This window comes from Bradyrhizobium sp. LHD-71 (assembly GCF_031157255.1).
Taxonomy (GTDB): domain Bacteria; phylum Pseudomonadota; class Alphaproteobacteria; order Rhizobiales; family Xanthobacteraceae; genus P52-10.
This window is the reverse complement of record NZ_JAVIFX010000026.1, coordinates 26812-50753: the sequence shown is the minus strand read 5'-3', so window position 1 is coordinate 50753 and position 23942 is coordinate 26812. Positions and strand designations below refer to the sequence as shown.

Here is a 23942-nt window from a genome sequence, read left to right as displayed (position 1 = left end):
TTCGGCGGCCTCGTCAGCTCATTTCTTTCGGCAGACAACGCCGTCACAGCCGCACTCCCCGGCCCTCGAGACTTCTCCGAAAGCGGGACCCGCTGCTGTGCGGCTGGAATCGGCCTTACCGAGTTCTCTTCGGCGCGACGACGACTTCGGTCTCGACGTGTTCGTTGAAAACACCGGCCGGATTGAGGCTGAGCAGCGCCCGGGATAGCTCCGCCTCGAACGCCTTAGTGTCGTCGCCGAATAATGATCTGGTGGAGTTTGAAGTCGAGTAGATACATCCGATGATCGAACTCACGTCCCGCGCAATCGTGCTCGGAAACTCACGAGCTGTGAATTGCGAGAAGTATTCTGACCGGCGCAGCGCTGGTTCGTGTTCAGGTTCTTGCGGATTGGATTTCGGATGCCGAGTTCGCGGACCAAGGAACTCGGCGACGATCTCGCTGGCCACGGGCTCCCAGCTCTCTTGTGGACGCCGCCTGCCGGGGTTCACCAGCGCCAGTCCTCCGCCGTCCGCCGTGAGGATTGCGAGCTTTCGGAGCACCTCGTCACGATCCATCCAGTGAAAAGCTTGTCCGATTGTGGCGACTCGAAAAGGCCCTGCTTCGGGCGAAATGTCCTCGGCCCTGGACTGCAGCCACCGAATGTTCTGTTGACCCCTGGATGCGGCCAAGCGTCGACCTTCCGCGATCATGTCTGCATCTGGATCGACGGCAATGACCTCTGCGACAGCGCAGGAAAGCGGGATGGTGATCGTGCCCGGCCCGCATCCCAAATCCAGAGCACGCACGCCCTCACTGAGATCGTAGGTTTCGATTATGAAATCGATTGCCGCCTGCGCGTACGGCGCACGGAAACGATCATAGTACTGTGCCGTGCCGGCAAACGGCGAGGCGTCCAGGCAAAGGGGCATGCCCCAGGGGAGCACAAAGTTCTTGTCGGAACAAGCGGACGCAGCGTAGCGACTTCCGCTTTCGACCAGCTATCGACCTTGCATTTCGCCGAGCACGGAACAGCAAAGGTTACGCTCACTGACAGTTGTAGGCTGTGGGCCTTGTGTGAGTGGGAGTCGAACGACCTTCACCCGTCTACGCACACCGGCGGAGACGTAGCTATCGGTTTCAGCTACGCTGGGCGCGAGCCCGGCACAGTTGGCTGGAATGGCCCGTAGCCGCCCAAACTGCGATCTCGTCATTCAACTTTGAACGATCGGGCACCTTCGTAGTTGTGGCGGTTGTGGCGCCCCATCGACGTCCTGCCGCTCAAAATCGTAGAGGAGCACGCTGCATGATCACGATCTCCGCTTTCAAATGGGTTCCGGACTTCGCCCAGGGCCAGGTGCGCGATCTGCGCGCGCGCTGGGCTCTGGAAGAGGCTGGCCTGCCCTACGGAACACGCCTTCTTGAGCAGGGCGATCAGGACAAGCCGGACTATCGCGCACTACAGCCCTTCGGGCAGGTGCCGATTCTCGAGGAAGATGGCCTCGTCCTCTTCGAATCCGGCGCTATCGTGCTCTATATCGGCGAACGGAGCGAGGCGCTCCTGCCGAAAGACGCGGGCGCGCGCTGCCGCGCGACGCAATGGCTAATCTCGGCGCTCAATTCCATCGAGCCTTTCGCCATGAACGTCGCGTTGATCGATCTTTTCTACGCGAACGAGGACTGGGCGAAGCTGCGGCGGCCGGGAGCCGTGGAGTTCGTGCAGAAGCGCCTGTCCTCCCTCTCCAAGTCGCTCGGCGACAAGCCCTATCTCGATGGCGACCGCTTCACGTGTGGCGATCTAATGATGACGACGGTGCTGCGCATCCTGAAACACACGAACATTGTCACGAGCGACAAGCGCCTCGCAGCCTATGTCGAGCGTTGCACCGCGCGACCGGCCTTCAAGCGTGCGTTCGATGCGCAGATTAGAGATTTCAAGGAGGCTGCATAGCAGGAATGGAAGGCGACTTGGACATCTTCCAGTGTCCTGATCGAATCCGAAGTTCGCTCTGAGCTCGCTGCAAAGTATAGCGAACTTCGGATTCGGGACACTAGCATCTGCATGCGGTAATGCGTCGGCCCGTGAGGCACCGGCCCCTCCTGCGAGGCCGAAAGACTAGATCACTACGAGATGAAATGCGTTCAGCGTCATTGCGAGCGAAGCGAAGCAATCCAGCGCGCGCCCGCAGGCGCGCCCTCAAAGAAGAGCCTTTGAAGTGGCGCGCTTCGCGCGCGGCTGGATTGCTTCGTCGCCTTCGGCTCCTCGCAATGACGGATCGCTCGATTCAACTTCAACCCATCACGCTTTAGAGCTCGTTTCACGCAGGGCCCCGGATCGCAAGTCTAGACCGCAGCGAGGGCGCCGACGGCCTGCTGACGCTTGCGGCGTAGCAGCCAGACTACGGTCGCCATGTTCACGACGTTCCAGGCAATGCCATTGACCAGCGCCGCTGAGTAGGAACCGGTCCAGTCGTAGATCGCACCAGCCAGCCAGCCCCCTAACGCCATGCCAGCGAGCGTGACTGAGATGGCAAGGCTGACGCGAAAACCGGCTTCCTGCGCCGGAAACAGCTCACGGATAATCACCGCATAACTCGGCACGATGCCACCCTGCGCCAGGCCAAAAAAGGCGGAAATGACGTAGAGCGAAACCAGCCCGTCGAACGGTAGATAAAGCACAAGTGCAATGGCCTGCATGGTCGAGCCCAGCAGCAAGGTCGGCAGGCCGCCGATAAGGTTCAGCACCCAGCCGAAGATCAGACGGCTCGTCACGCCGAAGCCAAGCATGACCGCCAGCATCTCAGCACCGCGCGCGGCGCCGTATCCCAGATCGCCGCAGTAGGCAACGAGGTGCGCCTGCGGCATCGACATGGCGACGCAGCAGCACAGGCCCGCAAATGCCAGCAGGCCTTGGGTGACACCAGGAGTCAGGCCTACGGCTTGAATCGTCATGCCGGTGCTCGCCACTTCGGCCGCAGGCTTGTGGAATACCGGCCGTCGAAGCAGAAGCAGCGAGAGCGGGAGCATCGTTGCCAGGCAGAATACACCGATGCCGATATGGGTCTGGCGCCAGCCGACCTCGGCGATGAAATGCTGGATGATTGGTGGCCAGACCACGCCGGCAAGAGAACTGCCGGCAGTCGCCAGCGAAATGGCGAGGCCGCGGTGCCTGTCGAACCACAACGAAGCGTCGGCTACCAATGGCGCGAAGCTCGCTGCGCTACCGAGGCCGATCGTGACGCCGGAGACAACTGCAAAGATGGGCAGGCTCGGCGCGGTGGCAGTGATGACGTAGCCGAGGCTCATTAAGATCGTGCCCCCGGCGAGTGGTGGCAAGATGCCGAATCGATCGGCCAGTCGGCCGACAAAGATGCCGCCGATCATGAAACCGATCATGGTGAATGTGTAAGGCAGAGCCGCGTCGGCTCGCGCCACGTTGAAATCGGCTTGCACTGCCGGCAGCGCCACGACCAGAGACCACATGCCCACGCAGCCCAGCGTGCTGAGCGTGATCGAGACGGCGAGGCGAATCCAGGAATACGAAGTTTCGATCGACCGCAGTTCAGGCAGCACTTTGCTAGACTTCCTCGATGTCCGTTGTCTCGGTCAGCCATACGGCCCGCCTTCAGCAGCGACAAAGCAGATTTTCTCTTTTGTAGAACGAGCGAAACTCATGCACCCTGCGTGCCCTACCGCCCAGCTCGGAGCCGGCCATGACGTATCTGCTGCCGCCACTCAATGCCCTGCGCGCCTTCGAGGCCGCCGGCCGCCATCTCAGCTTCAAGCAGGCCGCCCACGAGCTGCACGTCACTGCCGGTGCCGTCAGCCAGCAAGTCCGCCTGCTCGAGGAGCGGTTGGGCGTGCAGCTGTTCGAGCGGCTGACGCGGCAAATCATCCTGACTTCCCGCGGCGAGGCCTATCTAATTCGAGTACGTGAGGCGTTTCGTTGCCTCGCCGACGCCACTGCCGACCTCAGGCCTGAGGACATCACAAGCCTGCTGCATATTGGCGTACATGCCAGTTTCGACATTGATGGGTTGCGGGCGCGCCTCGCCCAGTTTCGCCGGGCCCAGCCTCAGATAGCCATTCGCCTCAGCCAGCCCGCGGGCCTGCACGAACTGCTCGAGGGCAAGGTCGATGTGGTGATCGCCGAAAGGCTGCGGCGCTATCCCGGTTACAGATGCGAGCCTCTCGAGAGCGGCTTCCTGATCTGCCCGTCCGGCACGGCGGATTGCCCGGAGATCGAAATCTTGCGGTCCTGCCTGCTTGACCACGTGGAGCTTGAACCCACCGCAAAAACCAAGCGGCCGCCGGTCATCGACACAGCAAGCCGAGCGGCCAGAGCATCTAAGCGTTTCTTTTCCGTCTGAACACGGCGCTTCTAACTCTTACAACCTGCTCGGAGTTCGAATCGCCTCGGGCGCGCCGGACAGGATGAAACTGCGAACACCTATGTCATTGCAATTTCTGTGTGAATTGTGCCAAGCGTCCGAGTTAACGGAATTTGCCATCGGGACCTCAAGCACCGAGACTGGCTTGCAGGATCAAAGCGCGGATGGTGTGCGCTGCTGAGCCCGAAGGTCCGCAATCAATGCCCTGGGCGACGGCATGCGGACCGGCGTGCAAGGGATACCCCGCTCGCTGACATCGGCAACGCCTGAGCGGAGGGGAAGCGTCAGGGCACGTTGTCTGGATGCTCCAGGCGCACCCAAGTCTTGCCGTTGAAGCTAACGATATCATCGTAGCCGAAACTCCAGAGCACGCCGTCTTTCACATCGAGAACAAGGCAAGTCTCGGCCAAGTCGGCGGCAACGCGCTTCACACAATCGTTCTGGTCGTCATACACAAAGAGGCCTTCGCTCGATCCAATGTAAGTCTTGTTTTCGAAGCGGGTGATCGTGGTGAAAATTGCCGTGTCACTGCCGGAACTGATGGCCGCGAACCCATCCTGAGAATTGCCGCGCAGCAGGACGCCATTAAATCCGCATGCCCATACATCGTTTCCGTCGGCGCAATGGATCGCAGTCAAGATTTCCGTCGTGGCGGTTTGGCAGCGCTGCCACGTCTTCCCATCGAAGTGATGTATTTCACCGTTACCGCTAGCTACGTATATGTCGCCTAGTCCGAAACCGTCGAAGTCGGAAAAATCGTGCTGGCCAATAGCCTCCGTCGACCCGAGGCCCGCGGGAGACTTCAGGCTTTCAGCAATATGGCTCCAACCATCTTGCCCTCGCCTGTAAACTTGGCCTCCTGTCCCGCAAGCGTGGAGAACGCCGTCGATTTCCCGGATAGAGCTGGTGTAGCCGTATGCTGGCCCATGCGCTTCCTTCAGTCCCGCCCCATCGATTGTCTCGATTACGCTGCCGCCCGGCCATGTGTATTCAATCTCACCATGCTTCGAGAGAGCTGCATATTTGCGTGTTCCGTCATGCATATCCTTGAAAACGCAAACCGAAACTACCGTCCAGTTTGGCAGGTCGTGGCGAACCCATGGAGCAGAACTGTTCTGTCCGTCGTAGAAAAACATCCGGCTATACTCTTCCTCGCTGTCGAGGCTGTTCGGCTTCGCGGCGACATAGAGATAGTTGCGCTCGATGATGCAGCCTGCGCGGAAAGTAACGGGTTCTTTCAAAGCCAAAATCTTGCTCCACAAGCCTGATCAGAGGATGGCCGCCACCCGATGTCCCCGGCCAAAGTTAGGGAATTCTATGCGAGCCGTGTACGAAATGTCTCGACCGGTGAACGCCTCAGCCATCGCCGTCCGCCTTCCCCATCACCACCTTTCAAAGGACCTAGGTTTCGCCCTCGAACCATGCACAAGTGTCTTCGCCGCCGAGCGCTTTTTTGGCCGCAGGAGATTCGGCCTTTGGCGAAATCGAAGGCGAGGCCGTGGGCCTGCCGGATCTGCCGGAGCCAGTCCGGAAAGGCGGCGAGCTTGCCGAGCGGCTCAAGCCTGCCGTCGTTCAGGGTCACCTTGCCGTTGTACTCGGAGAGGCGATGCCCGGCTTGGGATCGTCGAGACGATCGACCTCTGGGCCAAGCCGCTGTGCTCCGCCCATCTGTCAAATGGAGTGGTCGCGACAGAAGACTCGGTGATTTGCGCCTTCGAACCATATCAACTAGCGTCCCAAAGTCGGGTTTCCGGTCCAGACCGCCATACTACACTGGGGGCCAAGTGAGCATCGCTAACGCCGCTGGACGCTTGTTCGATCTTCTTGGTGCGCGAGACACACATTTTACGAAGTACTTGCGGCCTGGTCTCACGCTAGATCGGATCGAGGAAATCGCCGCACCCTTGGGGCGTCCACTGCCCCCCGAGGTTGTCGCCAGCGCACCCCCAAGGTGAAGAATGCCGGCCGCAGATCACCGGTGTGCGCACGTATTGATGCCTTGTCGCATATTTGTCGCACGTGGCGGGGATTTTCGCGACAAATGGAGAATGCTGATGACCGGTTTCATAAAGAGGCTTTTCGGCGGCAGGATAGCGGAACAATGACTCCGCTGAAGCCGCCGCCCTTGGTTGATCCCGATCAACCGCTCCTTGACGGTTACGTCATACGTCTCCCGTTCCCGATGGCGCGGCGTATCGATGACGGTTCCTTGGTGTTCTGGCACACACCCAAAGGGCTGACCTTCTGGATTGACGCCGGCAAACGGAAGGACGATCGCGCCGATCCCGTAGACGGATGGCGGTTGGCACGATCGGGCGAGGCAACAGATGAATGTATCGAGCGTGACGGCGCGCTAACTCGTTTTGGCTACCGGCTAGCAGAAGAGAGCGATGACGGTCGGCAACCAGCATTCTATGGCTTCGTCGCTCAGGGGATAAACGAGTTCACGTTGGCTGCTTATTTCAATGCGCCAGAGACGATCGACGCAGTGATGGCGACATGGCGCAGCATCCGCCTCGGAGCCTGAGAGCTTCGTCTGTGACTGTCTCCATATAGGTGGGGAAGAAGGGTTGGTTCCGCTACACTATGATGTTGGTACGTCATTTGGCCACAGTCCGCCGAACTATAAAGCTCTCGAAAAGTTACTTTCGGAAGTTCAGGGGGAGTAAGCCTATTATCATCATTTTACTGCAACGGCATTCTTATCAAGCGGCAGATCGATGACCATCTCAGAATCGCCTCGTATAATCTCGAAAATTGGCGTTTCGTTCCTGCTGAAAGTAAGTCGGACAAACCTTTCATAAGGCTCATTAGCCCTCGTATTCCCCGGCAGCAACTCGAATGACAACTGGTATTTCCCGCTACCGATTGTTGTGGAACGTTCATTCAAGATCGACGCTATGGCGACGTCATCATTTGGGGCATCGAACGGTACTAAAATAAACCGTGTCGGCTCCCCCACAAGCTGGCTTTGCTCTCCATCGGTCAGTACCTCGACAAAAACTCTATTGCCGTCTGGAATGGCAAACGAGACGCTGCCCTCGCGCCACGAGAAACCCTGGGTGTAGTGGCGATCGTTCCAGTCGTTAAATGGAGTTTCCATATCCAGATCGAACACCGCAATCTGAGCATAGCTGATGGAGAGAGGAAAGCGATCAGTCATGGGTTATAGCTCCACTATCAGGAGGGTAGACATACTTTGACAGATGCAATGGCGATGTGCCGCACCCTTGGCTTCTTGACGGTTCGATACCGAGTGCGGGGTTGACCGCTCTTTCACGAAGCAATGGATATTACTATAGCCGTCGCGGTCGGAAGCCTTCTTGAACGGGCCGATAGCAAACGAACGGGAACACCATCCGGTCAACTGTGTCCGCATCATTGTCAACGAGGGGACGCCATATGGCATACGCGCAGCAGATGGCCGCCCGGATGCCGGCCGCGATGCCGTTGCCGGACGAGTTCCGGGAGCTGTTCGGCTGGATGGAGGCAAACGGCCTCTTCACGCCGAGCGACGCCTATCCGGGGGATATGCTCGGCCTGCTCGGCACGAACGACGACCTGCAATCGGATCGCGTGACGGCGATCTTTTTCCGGGTCGCGACGCCCGAGCAGGCGCACGGCAACGGACATGACTGGTTCGGTGACGTCGTTCCGAACATCGAGGACCGGCTCGTTCTCTTCGCGCGGACCGGCGGCGACGGCTCCCATGCCGCCTTCTGGCTCGATGACCAGGGCGGCCGACAGATCGTGCATCTCGGCTCTGAAGGACTCGTCTGCCTCCTCGGCCACACGCCGCTCGATTTCCTGCGGCTAATGGCGATCGGTTATGAGGAGATCAGCGGGGATTGCGCGGGCATGCCGCACAAGCCGCCCCGGGAGGGCGGCCGCAACGCGGCCTATCGGGCCTGGCTGACCGGGCGCTACGGCGTCACGATCCCCGAAACGGCTACGGAGATACTGGACGAGATTCCCGAACCTTTCGCCGAAACGTCGAACGATCCGTTCTGGCGCTGGGTCAAAAAGCATCAGGACGAGCGGGACAGGGACGCCTGATCGGCCCGCGCTTGCATGGCTCCGCCCGCCGCGCCTGGAGAGCGTTGGACCAACGATTGCGCATCGCCCGCTCGGTTGTATTTCTTCGCTGATCCGCCGGATACCGGCAAGCACATGCAGGAAAGAGAACTTTTGATCGGCAACGCTTTTCGCTGGCGACCCGGTGAAGGTCCCGACATCACCGCACTTGAGCGGATGCACGCCGCTTTCCCGAGGCCGGCGAAGCCGATGGGCGAGGCATGGTTCATGAGCAAGACACGCCACATGTTCACGAACCTGATGGGCGATATCGACGCCGTTCCGGTCAACGAGTTCGAGAAGGCGCTGGAGGAGATCGCCGGCGGAACCAGCTCGTTCGGCCCCTATGACGAGTGGCGGGAGTGGTTCCATTACCTTCTTCCGCGTCTCGTGCTGCGCGCGAACGAAAGCGACATTTGGGCATTGAATGAGCTGCTTGTCACCGGCTTCATGACGCAATATCCATCGGGCGTTGCGGATGCGCCTTACCCCGCTTTCCGGGAAGACGTCCTGAATACGCTCGGCCGGACGATCATGGATCGCAATTGCTGGCGGGACGGCAATGTGGTCCTCGGCACGTTGCTGCGCAGGCACAACAGATGGCCGAGCGGCCTGTGGGGCTGGAACGATGCGAGCGGTGATCTGTCCGCAGCCTTGTTCTTCAACATCAAATACCTGCCTGAAGAAAGTCTGCGGCCCTGGATGACGTCGGTCCTCTCCATCGCGTGTCCCTACTGGCGCGCCCAGTTGATCGCCTGGTTCGTCGGCGCGCACGACGTGCTTACAGGGCAGGTAAGGCAACCACCGGATTTCACGGGCGACCCGGATATCGACTGGGAATGGTCACATTGCCTGAAGCTCGAGAACCTTGTCCCGGGTGAGAGTTCGTTCTTCCCGGAACCGAATTGCCGGGCGGTGCTGGAGGTTCTCGCGGCGACGATGACCGAGGATGTGTTCCTGCAATGGCTTTTATCGGTCGCCGAAAAGCCGGACCTCGAAGCGGAGCTTTTCGACCTGCCCGACCGCTTCTCCACCCTCTATCTATGAGCCAATCACAAGCGCCAAAACCGAAGAGGCATATCGATGCGTTTCCTGTCGCCACGCGGCTGGGCCGCCTTCGCATGGCAGTCCGACTACTCGCAGTTCTACCTCATCGACCGTGATGACCTGAGCTTCACGCCGCCGGTCGAGATAACGCCCGAAATGGAGCGCCGCAGCTTCTTCGTTCCGCCGGCCGGCCTTGTGGTTTATACGCTGGGTTGTCTCCAGCAGCACATCCGTATCGCGATCTACGATACCGAGCCGGACCATGCCCCGGCAGAACCGATGAGGGGCAATCCATGGACGCGCGTCGAGACAACCGCCGCCCGGTTCCCCTCGCGCAAGTTTGCTATTTCCAGCCCGTCCATGCCCGATTCGCTGCCCGCCGGACCGATATTCCTGCTGGACAGCACGGATGTTGCGGTCCGCATCGCCTGGATGGAGTTTCAGGGCAGCCGGGACGACAGCGTGCCGGTCGAGCCGGATGTGATCGAGATCACGATGTGGCCACGCTGATCGTCCTTCATACGCAAAATCCGGCGAAGGACCACTGGCGTGGCGATGTGGTTGTCGACGTGTTGATTGACGTCTGCTCATACAAGCACCCTGACATGGACCGCCCGTTCTTCGTCACTTTGTCGGAAGAAGGCGCGGTCTGGCTACAGTTCCCGCATGACCTGTACGAACAGGTGCCGGATGCGGGGCTGCGCCGGGAAGGCGCTAGAAGACGCGGCTACGTAAGCCGTATAAGGCAGATTGGCGACGACCTCTTTGTGTCGGGCATGTTGGGGCAGTTTTACCGTCTAAGGCCGGACGGAAACCGGTCACATGCTGATGACGGCCTCTTGGACAAAGGTATTCCAGCGGTCGTAGCGTCCTCGATCCTCTGTCGCGTAGTTCCCGCAAACTGCGACAAACATATGTGACGTAGCGGGTTTTAGGAGTTGCGCGACGTTCTACGAAGAGGGCCAAACTAGTTCCAATCAAACTGCATGTCCCGGAAATCGAGTTGCCCGCTACGGCCCCCGAAGTTGAAGCCGCCGAAATGATCTGCGAACTCGATATAATACGGGCTGAACATGAGACTGGTATCTTCCGATTGCATCGTGCCGCCAATGTGGCTTAGCTCGTGGTCCCGTGCCCAATCGTGGAGGCTGTAATTGCCGCCTTGTTCAGGACGATGCCAGCACGACACGTAGCCCTGATCTCCATCAAGGGATTTCCACCGCGGCGGCACACCGGCATTGGGATCGCTTCTTCGTGGAGTCCAGCGAATGGCGCGGGTATAGCCGAGATCAGGCGGCGGTATTTCGCCAAGGTCGCGAACAATGTAGCTCCCCTCGGGTGTGAGGACACTGTGGCTGCTTTCCTGCACGCAGGATGCAGCCGCTCCCATTGTCATCCAATCCGGCGGGCGGGGTGTCTCGATCAACGGCTTAGGCGGGAGGCAGGCAGGGCCGTCAAACTCGGTTTGCGTCAGCAAGATCAGCGCATACTCGCAATCGAGCATATCCTGAAAGCGGTGAAGTCGGGGATGGACGGGTAACGCCAGAACCTGCTCTCGCAGCCCGGCGATTTCGAAGGGTGCGCCATCGTTGTGATCGGGCGCTGTCCCGAAGAAGCTCAGTGCAACGATCTCCGGCCCGTGAGCCCGGTAGTCTTCGGGCAGCAGCACAGTGAAGCCATGCATCAGCGGGTAGCCATTGTTCGGGTCGAGCGGCCATTGCTGCGGTGTGATGCCCGGTGGCAACCCGAACACCCAGCCCTGACAATCGGGTCCCTTCTCTGCCCGACGGTGCAGCATCTCCATATCGTACGCATTCAATGGTTGATTTTCTCCTTTCGGGAGCTTTCGCAATTTGCGCGAGAAGGTCGGTGGCATACGTGCAGGCGAGACTGCTCATAGCCGCCTGAATTAGAACTTTCCTGTGAGAGAACGTTCTTTGCATTCCTTCCATTATGCTACTCAAGGTTCACGAATATCCCGATTTTCTCAGCGATTGGATCGCAGAGCTTCGTGACGAGCGAAAGTCAGCAATTTCGCGAATTCATGTACTGATAGTATAGGGGTTAAGATTGGAGCTGTTGCCGATAGGGAAGCCATGAGCGACGATCTCGCGCGAATGCTGCTCCTCACCAAGGCAGCGCTGAATGAACTGGCATCACGCAACGGAATACACTGGAAGGAGGCCGTTGGCGAGTTGCAGTCGCAGTACAATGAAATCGTCATCTGGGTTCTCCTCTACGTGGACGGCGATCTTCCGCAGACTCATGCGGCGCTGTGCGAGACGCTGCGCCCTCACATGAACGCGCTCGCGCCGCTGCAAATCGTGCTGTTTTACGAGGTTGCCATCGATGCCAAGGTGATGGGGGCGAGTGCGTTCGCGGCGAAGCTGGACGGCAGCGACGCTGTCTTCTCCGCCGGAACGGACGGCAAGATAGACCTGTGGTGGTTTCCTCTGTCGAGCGGCCTCTCTACGGTATTCACCGCGCGCGACTCCAGGCGAAATGCCTGAGGAGTGGCGCAGCAAACATTGACTGGGAACGCTAGAGGCACGAATGGCCGTGGATAGAAACTTCGGGTAGCGCGCGGGGAACAGCGGAACAGCGTCAGATCCGGAATGTCGCAATTGCCGAAGAGACGATATCCCAGACCAGGATAGCGCTCTACATGCGTATCCTCCCAGCCATGGACGATCTTCATCCTGCCGTCCCGCATGGTCATCGGCTTGCCGACATAGCTGAGGACCGCCGATGTGGTCGCCGGCCCGCGGTTGGTGTGCTGCGCCGCGCTGATGCCATAGTCGACAGCTTCCAGCCGGGTAAAAGCGGGCAGGTAGGCGTCGATCACCGCTGCCGTCAGGCACGGGACCGTTCGCCCACCGGGACAGCCCACGCGTACCCAAATCGCAGTTTTGTGGCGGGATCCGTGCCATCTGAGGCGGTGTTAGCGTAGAACGGAATGCGATATCATAGTGCTCCAGCGAAGATGTAGTTATCAGTTTCATCCACGCTGGGGCGCCAATTCGGTAAAAACGGGGTGCTTCAAAGGCTCCCCTTCTTGCACCTGACACCTGACGCAGCGACAAACGTACAGGTGCAGGCTTGTCGACCCCACAATCAGGCAGACTTCTATCCCATTTGATTGAGGCGAGGTGAAAGGACTGAAACGACTGGCGACGAATGCAACGCCTTTGCGGTCCAAAGAACTGCGACATCCGCGATCGGTTCGATCAAGATGACCGGCAGGTAGGCAACCGCAAACCGACCCAGCGACTCTAGATTGGCAGCCTCGACTCCGCTTCCATACAGCACCCAAAAGGCGACCCATGCGACGATGCCTGTCTGATACGCGGCCGACAGCGACAGCATCTGCTTGTAAGTGATGTCCACATAAGCCGTTTCGCGCGCAATCAGTCGCTCTGCCAGAGCGCTCACGACAAACAGCGGCACGAGCAAGGTGGTGACATTCACGAAGTATTGCGGGAGATCATTCGGCGCCATCAATATGCCTTGCAGCAGCAGACCGAAGGCCAGTCCAAAAGCGGCCGGGGCAACCCCAAGCAGCAGAAATATCGTCGAGCCGAAGATGAAGTGAACTTCCGACACGCCTGCAGAGAAATGCGGCAGCACTTCGAAAAAAACAAATACGAACGCGGTCGCTATGATCGAACGTACCAGAAGCAGAGCGCCCCCTCCCTGCCGGGCTTCCTTCGCGGCGTACCAACAGGCATAGGCACCGGCCGCAGCCGCCGTCGCATAGCTGAGAATGATCTTGGGCTCTTGTACAAGGCCTGGTTCAATGTGCATGGGGCGTCCTTCTGCAGTACGGAGCGATCGGCGACGAACGATGCACTATCGCAGTGCTCGCTGGCCAACACAAACTCGTCGATGCGGCCAAACCGTATCGATCCTTAGTGAAGGAGCCAACGAAAATCCAGGGGCGGAAGGACCGCTCCTGAACGTCGTCCCACGCAACTGACGTGTCGTCCCACACAATGTCGTCCCACTGCTCTTTCAGGACTACGCTCGCCGGCGGAGTGCCATCGAGCGATCAGGTCAAATCGATCCAGCGTGTTACGCGCGGATGCCAAGGTGACACTCGCTCGCGTGGTTGCAAAAACAGCACTTGCTTTGCGGATAACGCGACACGACACCGGTCAGCCCGTGCCCGCACCGTTGACTTTCTTTCGGATCTAAAACTATCGTCATCACGATGGTTCCTTCGGGATTAAAATGGGAATGCGGTGAGGGCGTGAGCCCAGTTCCGCAGCTGCCCCCGCAACTGTAAGCGGCGAGCCTTCGCCAAATGCCACTGGGTTCATTGCCCGGGAAGGCGGCGAAAGGCACTGACCCGCGAGCCAGGAGACCTGCCGTCAGTCGTGGTCACACGCGAGCACATTGGGCGGGGTGTCCTGGTGGAAGTCACTCTGCTTCGTTGAGGAGCAGAAGGCTTAGTTTGCGGTGACGTGCCACGTTGTCGCGAGCTTTTAGATGCCATTTGTCACCTTTCCTGCATTCAAACGCTACAATCCATTTCTTTTCTCCGTTGCAGCTTCCTGCTTGCTGTTGCCCGCCGAAGGGCGATCGCAAAGCGCCCAGCCGGGCCGGATGCTCGAGCCTGTGGAGATCGTACAGCCACCAGCGAGACCATCGGCCGCGCGCCGCAGTACACCCCGCAGCAATGTCAGACACTCACGCCCGCGGCGCGACGTCGCGAGCAACACCAGTGCGCCGGTGGTAACGGCAACCGATCCAGTCTTCGCGGCACCGACGCTCAATCTTACCGGCACCACATCGACGGGCAGCCGCCTGGGCCTGACCCGCTTGCAGACACCAGCCAGTGTTGAGGTGATCTCGGCCGAGACCATGGCCGAGCGCGGCCAGCAAAACGTGATTGATGCGGTGACGCAGAACGCCACCGGTTTTACGGCGAGTCCGGCGCCGGGCAATGGCGGCCTGTCCTTCAACACGCGCGGCTTCACCGGCAACGGAACCGTAATGACGCTGTATGACGGAACGCGTCTCTACGTCGGCTCGGGCACGCTCACCTTTCCCTATGACACCTGGTCCGCAGAGCGGATTGAGGTGCTGCGCGGTCCCGCCTCCGTCATGTATGGCGAAGGCGCAATCGGCGGCGCGATCAACGTGATCTCGAAAATGCCGCTCTGGCTTCCGCGCAACCAAGCTGAGCTTTCGTTCGACACCAATCTGACGCCCCGCGTCGCGGTGGATAGCGGCGGACCGATCAGCGAGAACGTTGCCTATCGAATAGCGGCAACGGCCAACCTGTCCGACGGTTGGGTCGACCGCGACAGAACCTCCAATGTCGCGTTGCATGCGGCAGTCCAGATCAAGCAGAGCGAAGACGTCACGTGGACAATCTCCACAGACTATGGCGACCGCCGCCCTTCACGCTATTTCGGCACGCCGCTGATCAGCGGCAGGCTCGACGAGTCCCTGCGCTTCCAGAACTACAACGCAATCGATAGCCACATCCGCTATCAAGACAGCTGGAATCAGGTGAAGACGGAATGGCAGGTCGCCGACGGCATCTCCATCCGAAACACGCTATATTATCTGAACAGTCAGCGGCACTGGAGAGATATCGAAAGCTATGTCTACAGCCCTGCAACGCAGCGCATCAACCGCAGCGATTACATCGAGATCTTCCACGATCAGGAACAGATCGGCGATCGCATGGACGCCACCATCCGCGGCCACATATTCGGGATGAAGAACGAACTCGTCGTCGGCTTTGACGTCAACAAAATCAACTTCACGCACACCAACAACTCACCCTATGGCGGCTCGTCTTCGGTCGCCCTGTTCGACTTCGATCCGGGCATATTCAACAGCCCGAACAGGACGGTGCCGTCGTTCTCCACAAGCACCCACCAGTATGGACTATTTGCGGAGAACCGGCTTTCGGTGACCGATCAGCTGTCTCTGGTTGGCGGTATCCGGCAGGACGAACCAACGGTCGTCCGTACCGATTACATCAATCCCGCCAACAGCTTTGAAAAATCATACCCGGCCACCAGTTGGCGGGCCGGCGCGGTCTATACGCCGATCAAGGATCTTGCGTTCTACGGTCAATACTCGGTCGCGGTTGATCCCGTCAGCAACCTGATAACCATGTCGGCAGCGAACCGCAATTTCGAGCTCTCAGACGGCAAGCAGATTGAGATCGGCGTCAAGCAGTCCTTCTGGGGTGGCCGTGGTGAGTGGACGCTGGCCGGTTACGAGATCGTCAAGAACAATCTGCTCGCACGCGATCCTGACCGACCAACCGTTACGGTTCAGGTGGGGCAGCAATCGTCGCGGGGTATTGAAGCTTCGATCGGTCTCGCACTCGCTTATGGTTGGCGTATCGATGCGAATACCGCCATACTGCGCGCCAAGTACGATGATTTCGTGCAATCCGTCGGCGGCGTTCCGGTAAACTACGCCGGCAATGTACCCGTAAACGTACCCCAAAATGTCTCCAACATCTGGGTGACATGGGCATTTGCGCCGAACTGGTCGGCCAGTGCTGGCGTACAGTTTGTCGGCCGCACCTACGCGGATGCCGCCAACACGCTCGCGCGGCCGGCATACAACATCGTGAATGCAGGCCTGCAATGGAAGCCTGATCTGAACACGACGTTGTCGCTCCGAATCTACAATCTGTTCGACACGGTCTATGCGACGTCCGGCGGCACCAACCAGTGGCTGCTCGGACTGCCCCGCACCGCTCAAGTCGCTCTGAATGTGAAGTTCTAACGGTGCGCCGCGGGCCGGTACGCACGGCAAGAAGGTGGCTGTATATCGGCCACCGTTGGCTCGGCATTGTTACCTGCCTGTTCTTCGCCATGTGGTTCATCTCAGGCGTCGTGATGATGTATGTCGCGTTTCCTGGCCTCTCCGACAAGGAGAGGCTGGCGGCGCTGCCTGAGATCGTATGGCAAAGAGTAGCGCTGTCCCCCGACGATGCCATGAAGGCGGCAAACGCCACGCGCTATCCGCGTGATCTCCGGCTGACCATGCTCGCAGAGGAGCCGGTCTATCGCTTTATCGATTGGGACGGGAAGCGGCAGGTCATCTCCGCCGTTGACGGTCGGCCAATTACGCAGGTCTCGGAACAGACTGCTCTCGCAGTCGCCAAGCATCATCCCGCCAGCAAATCGCCTGAACTCGAAGAGGTCGTCGATCGCGACCAATGGAGCGTGACCGCGCGATATAATCCCGCACGGCCGCTCTATCTGGTCGCGTTGGCTGACGATGCCGGTACGAAGCTCTACGTGTCGTCACGCTCCGGTGAGATTGTACTCGACACTGACCGCGCCGAGCGCTTCTGGAATTGGCTCGGGTCAATACCGCACTGGATATATCCCACCGTGCTGCGGAAGGACGGCCCACTATGGCGCCTGGTGGTGTTGTGGATTTCCGGAATCTGCCTGATCGTCGGCATGACCGGCATCTGGGTCGGCATTCTCCGCGTGCGCCTGCGTCGGCGTTATGCCAGCGGTCACATTACCCCTTATCGCGACTGGATGGCATGGCATCACGTCACCGGCCTGATCGCCGGCATCTTTGTGCTGACCTGGATGTTTTCCGGGTGGCTATCGCTCAACCCTGGCGACTATTTTGCCAGTCGCAACACGCCTCGCGAAGTGTTGCAGCGTTATGCCGGCCATGACGCACCAACCATCGCTGCGAAATTGCCGGCGCCGCAACGTGCCTCGGTCGAAGCGCGCTTCGTTTGGCTCGACGGCACACCAACGACGATCCTCGCGTCGCGCGACGGCACGCTAACACCGACCGATGTGACGTCAGGCGATGTCGCACCGCTCCCGCAAGATCGCCTCTGGACCGCCGCGACAAAGCTACTGCCACAAGCAAGTCTTGTGAACCGGAGCATCGTCGAACAGTACGACGCCTACTGGTACGCACATCATCAGCACCGCGAACTCCCCGTGCTGCGTGCGATGTTCGACGACGACGCGCAAACCTGGTTTCATATTAGCCCGGTCACCGGCGAGATCGTCGGTCGCACAGATAGCAGCCGGCGCACCTATCGCTGGCTGTTCAATGCGCTCCACAGTTTCGATTTTCAGCTACTGCTGATGCACCGTCCCGCCTGGGACATCGTTGTATTGCTGCTATCGGTCGTCGGCACGATCGTCTCGGTGAGCGGAATCGTCATTGGTTGGCGCTATCTGAGGCGCAGAACCAGATATCGAGCAGCGAATTGATGGTCTTGCGCCCATGACGGTGGCCCGCACCGCGTGACGATCATGGCCTTTGCTGACCCCTGAACCCCGTCGCAAGCAGATACCTTTCCGACGAATCCTGGCGGCTTGCTGCGGGTTTGACATGGCGGATCGTCGTGAAATCGCGCTTGAGCTGCGCGAGCAGCTCTGCTTCAGCGCCGCTCTGAAAAACCTTTGCGAGAAACGCGCCGCCCGGTTTCAGCACCTCGCAGGCGAAAGCCGCCGCCGTCTCCACCAGCCCGACAATGCGCAACTGATCGGTCTTGCGGTGACCGGTGGTGTTCGCCGCCATATCCGACATCACGAGGTCCGCGCCGCCGCCGAGCATGGCGCGCAGCTTTTCGGGCGCTTCGTCGTCGAGGAAGTCGAGCTGCGCGAAGATGACGCCGGGGATTTCCGCCATCTCGAGGAGATCGATCGCGACCACCCTGCCCTTGCGGTCCACGGCCCCCACCTTCGCCGCTGCGATCTGGCTCCAACCGCCAGGAGCGGCACCAAGATCGACCACCGCCATGCCCGGCTTGAGCAGTTTGTATTTGTCGTCGATCTCCTTCAGCTTGTAGGCCGCACGCGACCGAAATCCCTCGCGCTTCGCCCGCACGACATAAGGGTCGTTGAGCTGGCGCTCCAGCCACAGCTTCGAGGAGAGCTTGCGCTTGCGCCCGCTCCTGACGGTGACGTGGAGCCGGCCGGTCTTGTCCTTGGTCACTTCAGGCTATCCGCAAGAGGCCGTCTTCGCGCATCATTTGCACCAGCATGCCCTCACGCAAGCCCCGATCGGCGATGCGCAGTCGCGGACAGGGAAACGCATTCCGGATCGCGTCGAGGATCGCACAGCCGGCGAGAACCAGGTCGCCGCGCTCGGTGCCGATGCAGGCGTTGTTCACGCGCTGCTCATAGCTCATCGCCAGCAGCCGCTGCACAGTGCGCGTGACCTCCACATCATCCATCCAGATCCCGTCCACCTGTCGGCGATCGTACCGTGGCAGGTTGAGAAAGATTCCCGCCACAGTCGTCACCGTGCCGGACGTGCCGAGCAGATGCATGCCGGCGAGGTCATCACCATGGATCTTCGCGAACGGTGCCAGCATTGCGGCGACCTCGTCGACCATCGCGGCATAGGACTCGTTCGTGACATGTACGCCGCCGCGCCGCTCCGCCAACGTGACCACGCCCACGGGCAGCGAAATCCATCCGGAGATCTTCGGCACAGCCTGCGGTCGTGCCGGGTCGCGGTCCAGACGTACCAGCTCGGACGAGCCGCCACCAATATCGAAGAGGATTGCCCCGGAGGCCTGCGGATCGAGCAACGGCAGACAACCGGTGACAGCGAGCATCGCCTCGGTCTCTCGGTCGATCACTTCCAGGCGGATGCCCAGCTCACGATCCACCCGATCCCGGAAATCCTCCCGGTTTGAAGCAGCGCGGCAGGCCTCCGTCGCGATCAGCCGCGTCCGCGCCGCGCGCCTCGTGACGATCTTGTCGCGGCACACGCGCAGGGCCGAAAGCGCACGATCGATCGCCGCCTCCGAGATCCGTCCGGTCTGGGAGATGCCTTCGCCGAGGCGAATAATGCGCGAAAAGGAGTCGACGATGCGGAAACCGCTATCGGTCGGCCGCGCGATCAGGAGGCGGCAGTTGTTGGTACCGAGATCAAGCGCCGCATAGGCCGTGTCATGCGGATGCCGTCGTGGCTCTCCGCGAGGCGCCGCCTGTTCGCGCGTCACGTGCCCGTGCGCCTCATTGCGCGGCACCGCGCCACCGCGCGGCCACGACTCCTGTTCCATCTCAAGTTCCTGCGGCCGCGGACTACTGCCCAGGCGGCTCGAATGTTTCCGATTCAGGCAAAGTCTAGCAGTGCCGGAATTCGGTGCAAGGCGCGGAAACCGGACCGATTGTGGCCAAGATCGGAGCACTGCGGCTCCTCTCCGGGGTCCAGGCGCACTGGCGGCACGGGCGTCATGCCGCAATCGTCATTGTCGCTGCCGGGGCGATTCATTAGCTTCGTGCGTACGCGCAGCCGCCAAACTCATCCAAATTTCGCTTCCAAGGCCTGGATTCCGCAATGCAAGACCACCTGTCGTCACGTTCTGTCGAAAATACCATTGCAGCGCAAAAGTACGGCATCGGCCAGCCCGTGGTCCGCAAGGAGGACGACACGCTGGTCCGCGGCAAGGGCAGATATACCGACGACCTGAACCTCTCCGGCCAGGCCCACGCCGTGATGGTGCGCTCGACGCATCCGCATGGCGTGCTCAGAAAGGTCGATGTCACTGAGGCAAAGACGATGCCCGGCGTGCTCGGCATCTGGACAGGCGAAGACATGGTGGCGGCGGGTTATGGAAATTTCGTCAGCCGCATGCCGCTCAAGAGCAAGGATGGCTCGCCGCTGCTGCAATCCAACAAGCCCATCCTGGCGGTCGGCAAAGTGCGCTTTGTCGGTGATCCAATTGCCGTCGTGGTTGCCGGAACATTGGCGCAAGCCAAAGATGCGGCAGAGGCCGTGTCCGTCGATATCGACCCCCTGCCCGCGGTGACGCGCGCCGAAGATGCGATCAAGCCTGACGCACCACAGCTTTACGAAAGCGTGCCGAACAACATGGTGCTCGACTTTCACTATGGTGACACCGCCAAGGTGGACGATGCATTCGCCAAGGCCGCGCATGTCGCGAGGCTTGACCTCGACAATACCCGCGTCGCGGTCGTCGCCATGGAGCCCCGTTCAGGCATCGGCGTCTACGACAAGGCGCGCGACTTCTACACGCTGCACGTGCCGACCCAGGGCGTCGCCGGCAACCGCATCCTGCTCGCGACTCTGTTGAAGGTGAAGGCGGAGCAGATCCGCATCCTCACCGGAAATGTCGGCGGTTCGTTCGGCATGAAGTCTGTCAATTATCCCGAATACACGTCCATTCTGCATGCCTCGAAGATGCTCGGGCGGCCCGTGAAATGGACCGACGAGCGCTCGGGCAGCTTTCTCTCCGACAGCCACGGCCGCGCCAGCGAAGTGACGGCCGAACTTGCGCTCGATAAGGACGGGCACTTCCTGGCCGTGCGCGTCAAGGGCTTCGGCAATGTCGGCGGCTACCTTGCGGGCGTGATGCCGAGCCCGCTCTCGCTCGGCATCGCCAAGAACATCGCTAGCGTCTACAAGACCCGGCTGATCGAGGTGAACATCAAGTGCGTGCTCACCAATACGTCCGTGATGGGCGCTTATCGTGGCGCTGGCCGCCCCGAAGCGAACTATTTCATGGAGCGGCTGATCGAACGGGCGGCCGAGGAGATGAACATCGACCGCATTGCGCTCCGCAAGAAGAACCTCGTCAAGAGCGCGCAGATGCCGTTCATGGCCTCCTCCGGCCTCCAATATGACAGCGGTGATTTCCCGGGCGTGATGGCGAACGCGTTGACGGCAGCCGACTACGCCGGCTTCGCCAGGCGCAAGAAGGAGAGCCGCAAGCGAGGCAAGCTGCGTGGCATTGCCGTCGGCGCCTATCTTGAAGTCACCGCACCACCGAGCAAGGAACTCGGCAAGATCGTGTTCGACAAGGACGGCGGCGTGACGCTGATCACGGGCACGCTGGACTATGGCCAAGGCCATGCCTCGCCATATGCACAGGTGCTGGCCGAGCGCCTTGGTGTGCCGTTCGAGAAGATCCGTCTCGTACAGGGCGACAGCGATGTCGTGCACGCCGGCAACGGCACGGGCGGATCGCGCTCGATCACGGCCAGCGGCCAGGCGATCGTTGAAGCGTCCGACCTTGTTATCGAGAAGGGCAAACAAGCCGCAGCGCACATCCTCGAAGCGGCATCCGCCGACATCGAGTTCTCCGAAGGCCACTTCAACATCGTCGGCACCGACCGCGGCATCAACATTCTCGATCTCGCGAAGCAGTTGCAGGACGGCCAGAACAACGGCGGACCCGCCTCACTCGACGTTGATCATGTCACCGGCGATATCCAGGCGACGTTCCCGAACGGCTGTCACGTCGCCGAGGTCGAGGTCGATCCTGAGACAGGCACGATCGCAATCGTGAAGTACACCGGCATCAACGACTTCGGGGTGGTCGTGAATCCGCTGATGGTCGCGGGTCAGGTGCATGGCGGCGTCGCCCAGGGCATCGGCCAGGCGCTGATGGAATGCGTCAGCTACGACGAGAGCGGCCAGCCGGTCACCGGCTCATTGATGGACTATGCCCTGCCGCGCGCGGTCGACATTCCCGAGGTCGTGCTCGATAGCCATCCGTCGCCGGCGACGACCAACCCGCTCGGCACGAAAGGCTGCGGCGAAGCTGGCTGCGCCGGTAGCCTTTCCACAGTCGTCAATGCTGTCATGGATGCGCTCGCCGAGGTCGGCGTCAAGCACATCAACATGCCGCTGACACCCGAGCGCGTCTGGCAGGCGATCCAGCAGGCCAAGTCGAAGGCAGCCTAAGCGCCTAGCGAAGCCGGCACTTCGTCATCGCGAGCCGCAAAGCGGCGCGGTAATCCAGCGCGACATTTGCCGCGAGAAGGCTTGTAGCCCGGGTGAGCAAAGCGACACCCACCGCCGTCATTGCGAGGCATAGCCGGTCGAAGAACGGCGTCGCTTCGCTCGCCTATGGCGACGAAGCAATCCAGTACAGCGGTTGCGTCAGGCTCAGCGCTGGATTGCTTCGCTGCGCTCGCAATGACGGGCCGTGACGATACGCACAGGATGTTCACAGCAAGTTCGTTTTTTCCGAAATTATTCTTGCAGCTCTCCGTGCGCCAGCTATCCTCCTCCCGTCCCGCTCCAATGGAAGGGCGCGTCGCGATCGTCTTATCGATGCGGAGCGGGATGCGATGGCCGTTACGATGCCGGGCCTATGGAAAGCGCCGGAGAAATCCGTGTGATGCCTGAAGGAAAGACGCCGGTACGACGGACGGACGGTCCAAGTGCATGTCCGGGCGACAGTTCGCACGAACCGGGCGAAGCCAGCGAAAGTGGCGAGGCCTGGGGACATGCAGCAAGCCGTTAAAAGAACCATCGCGTGCGGAGCGCAGGCGTTGAGCCTCCTCCGTGGCATGCCGTGTGCCCAAAAGGCATACGGTTGCCGTGTGCTTCCCAAAGGCATACGGCTGCCATGTGCTTCCCAAGAGCACATGGCGCCGCGGGCGCGGTGAAACGCCCTTGCGTTCCGCACAGCCCTTTCGGGCAAGGGACGGCAAAGAAGACCGGCAAGCCTCAGGCCGGACAAAGAACGGGGGCGACGATGCACGTCTGTAGCCCGCATGAGCGAAGCGATATGCGGGCCCGACTCTGCGACACGTCTCACCCGGATGTCGCTTCGCTCATCCGGGCTACAGGTCACAGGCTGTTTGACAATTGAATCAGAGCCGCAGGCCGGATGGATGGCCTGCGGCAACGTCCGAGCTAGGCCGCCCTCACCTGCCGCGGTTCGTAAATCGCAGCGTGCGTGACACGGGCGATCGGCGTCTTGTTGTTGGCGATCACCAGCGCGTCGAGCTCGACGATCTTGTGGCCCTTGTTTTCGAAGTTCTTCGACACTTGCGCTCGCACAGAAATCTCGTCACCGACATGACCCGGCGTCAGGTGCTGGAGAGTGCTGCCGACGTGAATCCACGGCCCCATCTTGGCGTTGTGGGTCAGCACCCAGTTGCAGGCGCGCAGGATCGTACCGGGATGAATGATGCCTTCCTTGGCATAGATCGGATCGGCTTCGCAGATGCTCTTCAAGTATTCCGCCTGCTGGTCCGGCGAAAATGTGAAGGGATGGATATTCAGCCACGCCCCGGCCCTGTAGCTCTGCGCGTCGGCGGGCGGGCGCTGCTCGTGATCCGGCGGCGTCGAAAGCTTGAAGTCGTCGAGCACTGCGGATGACGGTGCCGCCGGCAGTGTCGCCCGGCCGGTGCCACAGACGACGCCGCGGCTTTCAATCTGGATGTCCAGGCCGCCGTCGCGCTCCGCCGCGGTCACAGTTGCTGTCTCGCCGTCGTAGATCGGCTTACCGAAGCGGCCTTCCATATGGCCGCGCTCAAGGAACGCGCGCCCCCAGACCGTGAGTGGTGCATGGCTCATATAGGCGTAGACGTCGACGCCCGGCACCAGGCCGCCGGTGAAGCCGAACTTCTTCGCCACGGTGTCGTCGTGCATCTTGTTTTCGGAGAGCTTCGCCGCATTGAACGCCACGATGCTGTAGGGGGCGAACGGTGTCGACATG

At 60.5% G+C, this 23942-nt stretch carries 20 protein-coding genes and 1 riboswitch; of the genes, 11 read left to right on the top strand and 9 right to left on the bottom strand.

Translation table 11 applies throughout. The annotated features are described in order from the left end of the window. Positions 1-115: 115 nt before the first annotated feature. Positions 116-925 (bottom strand): class I SAM-dependent methyltransferase, encoded by an 810-nt coding sequence (locus RCO31_RS25395; RefSeq protein WP_308971369.1) that lies wholly within the window; start codon positions 923-925, stop codon positions 116-118. A gap of 359 nt (positions 926-1284) precedes the next feature. Between RCO31_RS25395 and RCO31_RS25390 the strand changes: the two genes are divergently transcribed. Further along, positions 1285-1929, top strand: a complete 645-nt coding sequence (locus RCO31_RS25390) for a glutathione S-transferase family protein (RefSeq protein WP_308971368.1) — start codon at positions 1285-1287, stop codon at positions 1927-1929. A gap of 392 nt (positions 1930-2321) precedes the next feature. On the opposite strand, the gene RCO31_RS25385 is transcribed toward RCO31_RS25390, so the two are convergent. Next, positions 2322-3548: an MFS transporter gene (locus tag RCO31_RS25385; protein ID WP_308971440.1), complete on the bottom strand. Its 1227-nt coding sequence runs from the start codon at positions 3546-3548 to the stop codon at positions 2322-2324. A gap of 143 nt (positions 3549-3691) precedes the next feature. Between RCO31_RS25385 and RCO31_RS25380 the strand changes: the two genes are divergently transcribed. After that, a complete protein-coding gene (locus RCO31_RS25380; RefSeq protein WP_308971367.1) occupies positions 3692-4348 on the top strand; it encodes a LysR family transcriptional regulator in 657 nt (218 codons plus the stop codon). Between the two features lie 305 nt (positions 4349-4653). Here the strand turns inward: RCO31_RS25380 and RCO31_RS25375 are convergent, their stop codons facing one another. Next, positions 4654-5616: a hypothetical protein gene (locus tag RCO31_RS25375; protein ID WP_308971366.1), complete on the bottom strand. Its 963-nt coding sequence runs from the start codon at positions 5614-5616 to the stop codon at positions 4654-4656. Positions 5617-6470: 854 nt separating this feature from the next. On the opposite strand from RCO31_RS25375, the gene RCO31_RS25370 reads away from it, so the two are divergent. Next, complete coding sequence (locus RCO31_RS25370) at positions 6471-6896, top strand: hypothetical protein (protein WP_308971365.1); 426 nt, start codon at positions 6471-6473, stop codon at positions 6894-6896. Positions 6897-7049: 153 nt separating this feature from the next. On the opposite strand, the gene comJ is transcribed toward RCO31_RS25370, so the two are convergent. Further along, positions 7050-7532 (bottom strand): competence protein ComJ, encoded by a 483-nt coding sequence (gene comJ, locus RCO31_RS25365; protein ID WP_308971364.1) that lies wholly within the window; start codon positions 7530-7532, stop codon positions 7050-7052. Positions 7533-7801: 269 nt separating this feature from the next. Here comJ and RCO31_RS25360 point away from each other — a divergent pair, with 269 nt between their 5' ends. The 4 genes from RCO31_RS25360 to RCO31_RS25345 all read left to right on the top strand — a co-directional run bounded on the left by RCO31_RS25360 (position 7802) and on the right by RCO31_RS25345 (position 10410). After that, entirely contained in the window at positions 7802-8425 is a 624-nt protein-coding gene (locus RCO31_RS25360) for a hypothetical protein (RefSeq protein WP_308971363.1), read from the top strand. A gap of 114 nt (positions 8426-8539) precedes the next feature. After that, positions 8540-9490 (top strand): hypothetical protein, encoded by a 951-nt coding sequence (locus RCO31_RS25355; protein ID WP_308971362.1) that lies wholly within the window; start codon positions 8540-8542, stop codon positions 9488-9490. Between the two features lie 36 nt (positions 9491-9526). Then, the gene (locus RCO31_RS25350; protein WP_308971361.1) at positions 9527-10000 is read left to right on the top strand and encodes a hypothetical protein; all 474 of its coding nucleotides are present in this window, start codon (positions 9527-9529) and stop codon (positions 9998-10000) included. After that, on the top strand, positions 9988-10410 hold the full coding sequence (locus tag RCO31_RS25345; protein WP_308971360.1) for a hypothetical protein: 423 nt from the start codon (positions 9988-9990) through the stop codon (positions 10408-10410). The genes RCO31_RS25350 and RCO31_RS25345 overlap by 13 nt, the downstream gene beginning before the upstream one ends. Positions 10411-10457: 47 nt before the next feature. Here RCO31_RS25345 and RCO31_RS25340 read toward each other — a convergent pair whose 3' ends face one another. Continuing rightward, positions 10458-11309, bottom strand: coding sequence for a hypothetical protein (locus RCO31_RS25340; RefSeq protein ID WP_308971359.1), 852 nt, complete (start codon positions 11307-11309; stop codon positions 10458-10460). 277 nt (positions 11310-11586) lie between these two features. Here RCO31_RS25340 and RCO31_RS25335 point away from each other — a divergent pair, with 277 nt between their 5' ends. Further along, a complete protein-coding gene (locus RCO31_RS25335) occupies positions 11587-12000 on the top strand; it encodes a hypothetical protein (RefSeq protein ID WP_308971358.1) in 414 nt (137 codons plus the stop codon). A 616-nt stretch (positions 12001-12616) separates the two neighbouring features. On the opposite strand, the gene RCO31_RS25330 is transcribed toward RCO31_RS25335, so the two are convergent. Continuing rightward, positions 12617-13294, bottom strand: a complete 678-nt coding sequence (locus RCO31_RS25330; protein WP_308971357.1) for an energy-coupling factor ABC transporter permease — start codon at positions 13292-13294, stop codon at positions 12617-12619. 390 nt (positions 13295-13684) lie between these two features. Next, positions 13685-13877: riboswitch (cobalamin riboswitch) on the top strand. A gap of 101 nt (positions 13878-13978) precedes the next feature. On the opposite strand from RCO31_RS25330, the gene RCO31_RS25325 reads away from it, so the two are divergent. Together RCO31_RS25325 and RCO31_RS25320 are read left to right on the top strand one after the other, a co-directional pair. Next, positions 13979-16249 carry a TonB-dependent siderophore receptor gene (locus tag RCO31_RS25325; RefSeq protein WP_308971356.1) on the top strand — a complete coding sequence of 757 codons (2271 nt, stop codon included), beginning with the start codon at positions 13979-13981 and terminating at the stop codon, positions 16247-16249. Between the two features lie 2 nt (positions 16250-16251). Further along, a complete protein-coding gene (locus RCO31_RS25320) occupies positions 16252-17721 on the top strand; it encodes a PepSY domain-containing protein (protein WP_308971355.1) in 1470 nt (489 codons plus the stop codon). 40 nt (positions 17722-17761) lie between these two features. Here RCO31_RS25320 and RCO31_RS25315 read toward each other — a convergent pair whose 3' ends face one another. Further along, the gene (locus RCO31_RS25315; RefSeq protein WP_308971354.1) at positions 17762-18448 is read right to left on the bottom strand and encodes an RlmE family RNA methyltransferase; all 687 of its coding nucleotides are present in this window, start codon (positions 18446-18448) and stop codon (positions 17762-17764) included. A gap of 1 nt (position 18449) precedes the next feature. Next, positions 18450-19526, bottom strand: coding sequence for a Ppx/GppA phosphatase family protein (locus RCO31_RS25310; protein WP_308971353.1), 1077 nt, complete (start codon positions 19524-19526; stop codon positions 18450-18452). Between the two features lie 278 nt (positions 19527-19804). On the opposite strand from RCO31_RS25310, the gene RCO31_RS25305 reads away from it, so the two are divergent. After that, complete coding sequence (locus RCO31_RS25305; RefSeq protein WP_308971352.1) at positions 19805-22174, top strand: xanthine dehydrogenase family protein molybdopterin-binding subunit; 2370 nt, start codon at positions 19805-19807, stop codon at positions 22172-22174. Between the two features lie 960 nt (positions 22175-23134). Here the strand turns inward: RCO31_RS25305 and RCO31_RS25300 are convergent. Beyond that, positions 23135-23941 (bottom strand): hypothetical protein, encoded by an 807-nt coding sequence (locus tag RCO31_RS25300; protein ID WP_308971351.1) that lies wholly within the window; start codon positions 23939-23941, stop codon positions 23135-23137. Position 23942: the final 1 nt, after the last annotated feature.

What these genes read in the sequence shown, in the direction of transcription:
- RCO31_RS25330 (WP_308971357.1), bottom strand. Translation starts at nt 13,294, where the DNA reads ATGCACATTGAACCAGGCCTTGTACAAGAGCCCAAGATCATTCTCAGC.
- RCO31_RS25355 (WP_308971362.1), top strand. Translation starts at nt 8,540, where the DNA reads ATGCAGGAAAGAGAACTTTTGATCGGCAACGCTTTTCGCTGGCGACCC.
- RCO31_RS25325 (WP_308971356.1), top strand. Translation starts at nt 13,979, where the DNA reads ATGCCATTTGTCACCTTTCCTGCATTCAAACGCTACAATCCATTTCTT.
- RCO31_RS25380 (WP_308971367.1), top strand. Translation starts at nt 3,692, where the DNA reads ATGACGTATCTGCTGCCGCCACTCAATGCCCTGCGCGCCTTCGAGGCC.
- RCO31_RS25300 (WP_308971351.1), bottom strand. Translation starts at nt 23,941, where the DNA reads ATGTCGACACCGTTCGCCCCCTACAGCATCGTGGCGTTCAATGCGGCG.
- RCO31_RS25310 (WP_308971353.1), bottom strand. Translation starts at nt 19,526, where the DNA reads ATGGAACAGGAGTCGTGGCCGCGCGGTGGCGCGGTGCCGCGCAATGAG.
- RCO31_RS25360 (WP_308971363.1), top strand. Translation starts at nt 7,802, where the DNA reads ATGCCGGCCGCGATGCCGTTGCCGGACGAGTTCCGGGAGCTGTTCGGC.
- comJ (WP_308971364.1), bottom strand. Translation starts at nt 7,532, where the DNA reads ATGACTGATCGCTTTCCTCTCTCCATCAGCTATGCTCAGATTGCGGTG.
- RCO31_RS25335 (WP_308971358.1), top strand. Translation starts at nt 11,587, where the DNA reads ATGAGCGACGATCTCGCGCGAATGCTGCTCCTCACCAAGGCAGCGCTG.
- RCO31_RS25350 (WP_308971361.1), top strand. Translation starts at nt 9,527, where the DNA reads ATGCGTTTCCTGTCGCCACGCGGCTGGGCCGCCTTCGCATGGCAGTCC.
- RCO31_RS25370 (WP_308971365.1), top strand. Translation starts at nt 6,471, where the DNA reads ATGACTCCGCTGAAGCCGCCGCCCTTGGTTGATCCCGATCAACCGCTC.
- RCO31_RS25390 (WP_308971368.1), top strand. Translation starts at nt 1,285, where the DNA reads ATGATCACGATCTCCGCTTTCAAATGGGTTCCGGACTTCGCCCAGGGC.
- RCO31_RS25305 (WP_308971352.1), top strand. Translation starts at nt 19,805, where the DNA reads ATGCAAGACCACCTGTCGTCACGTTCTGTCGAAAATACCATTGCAGCG.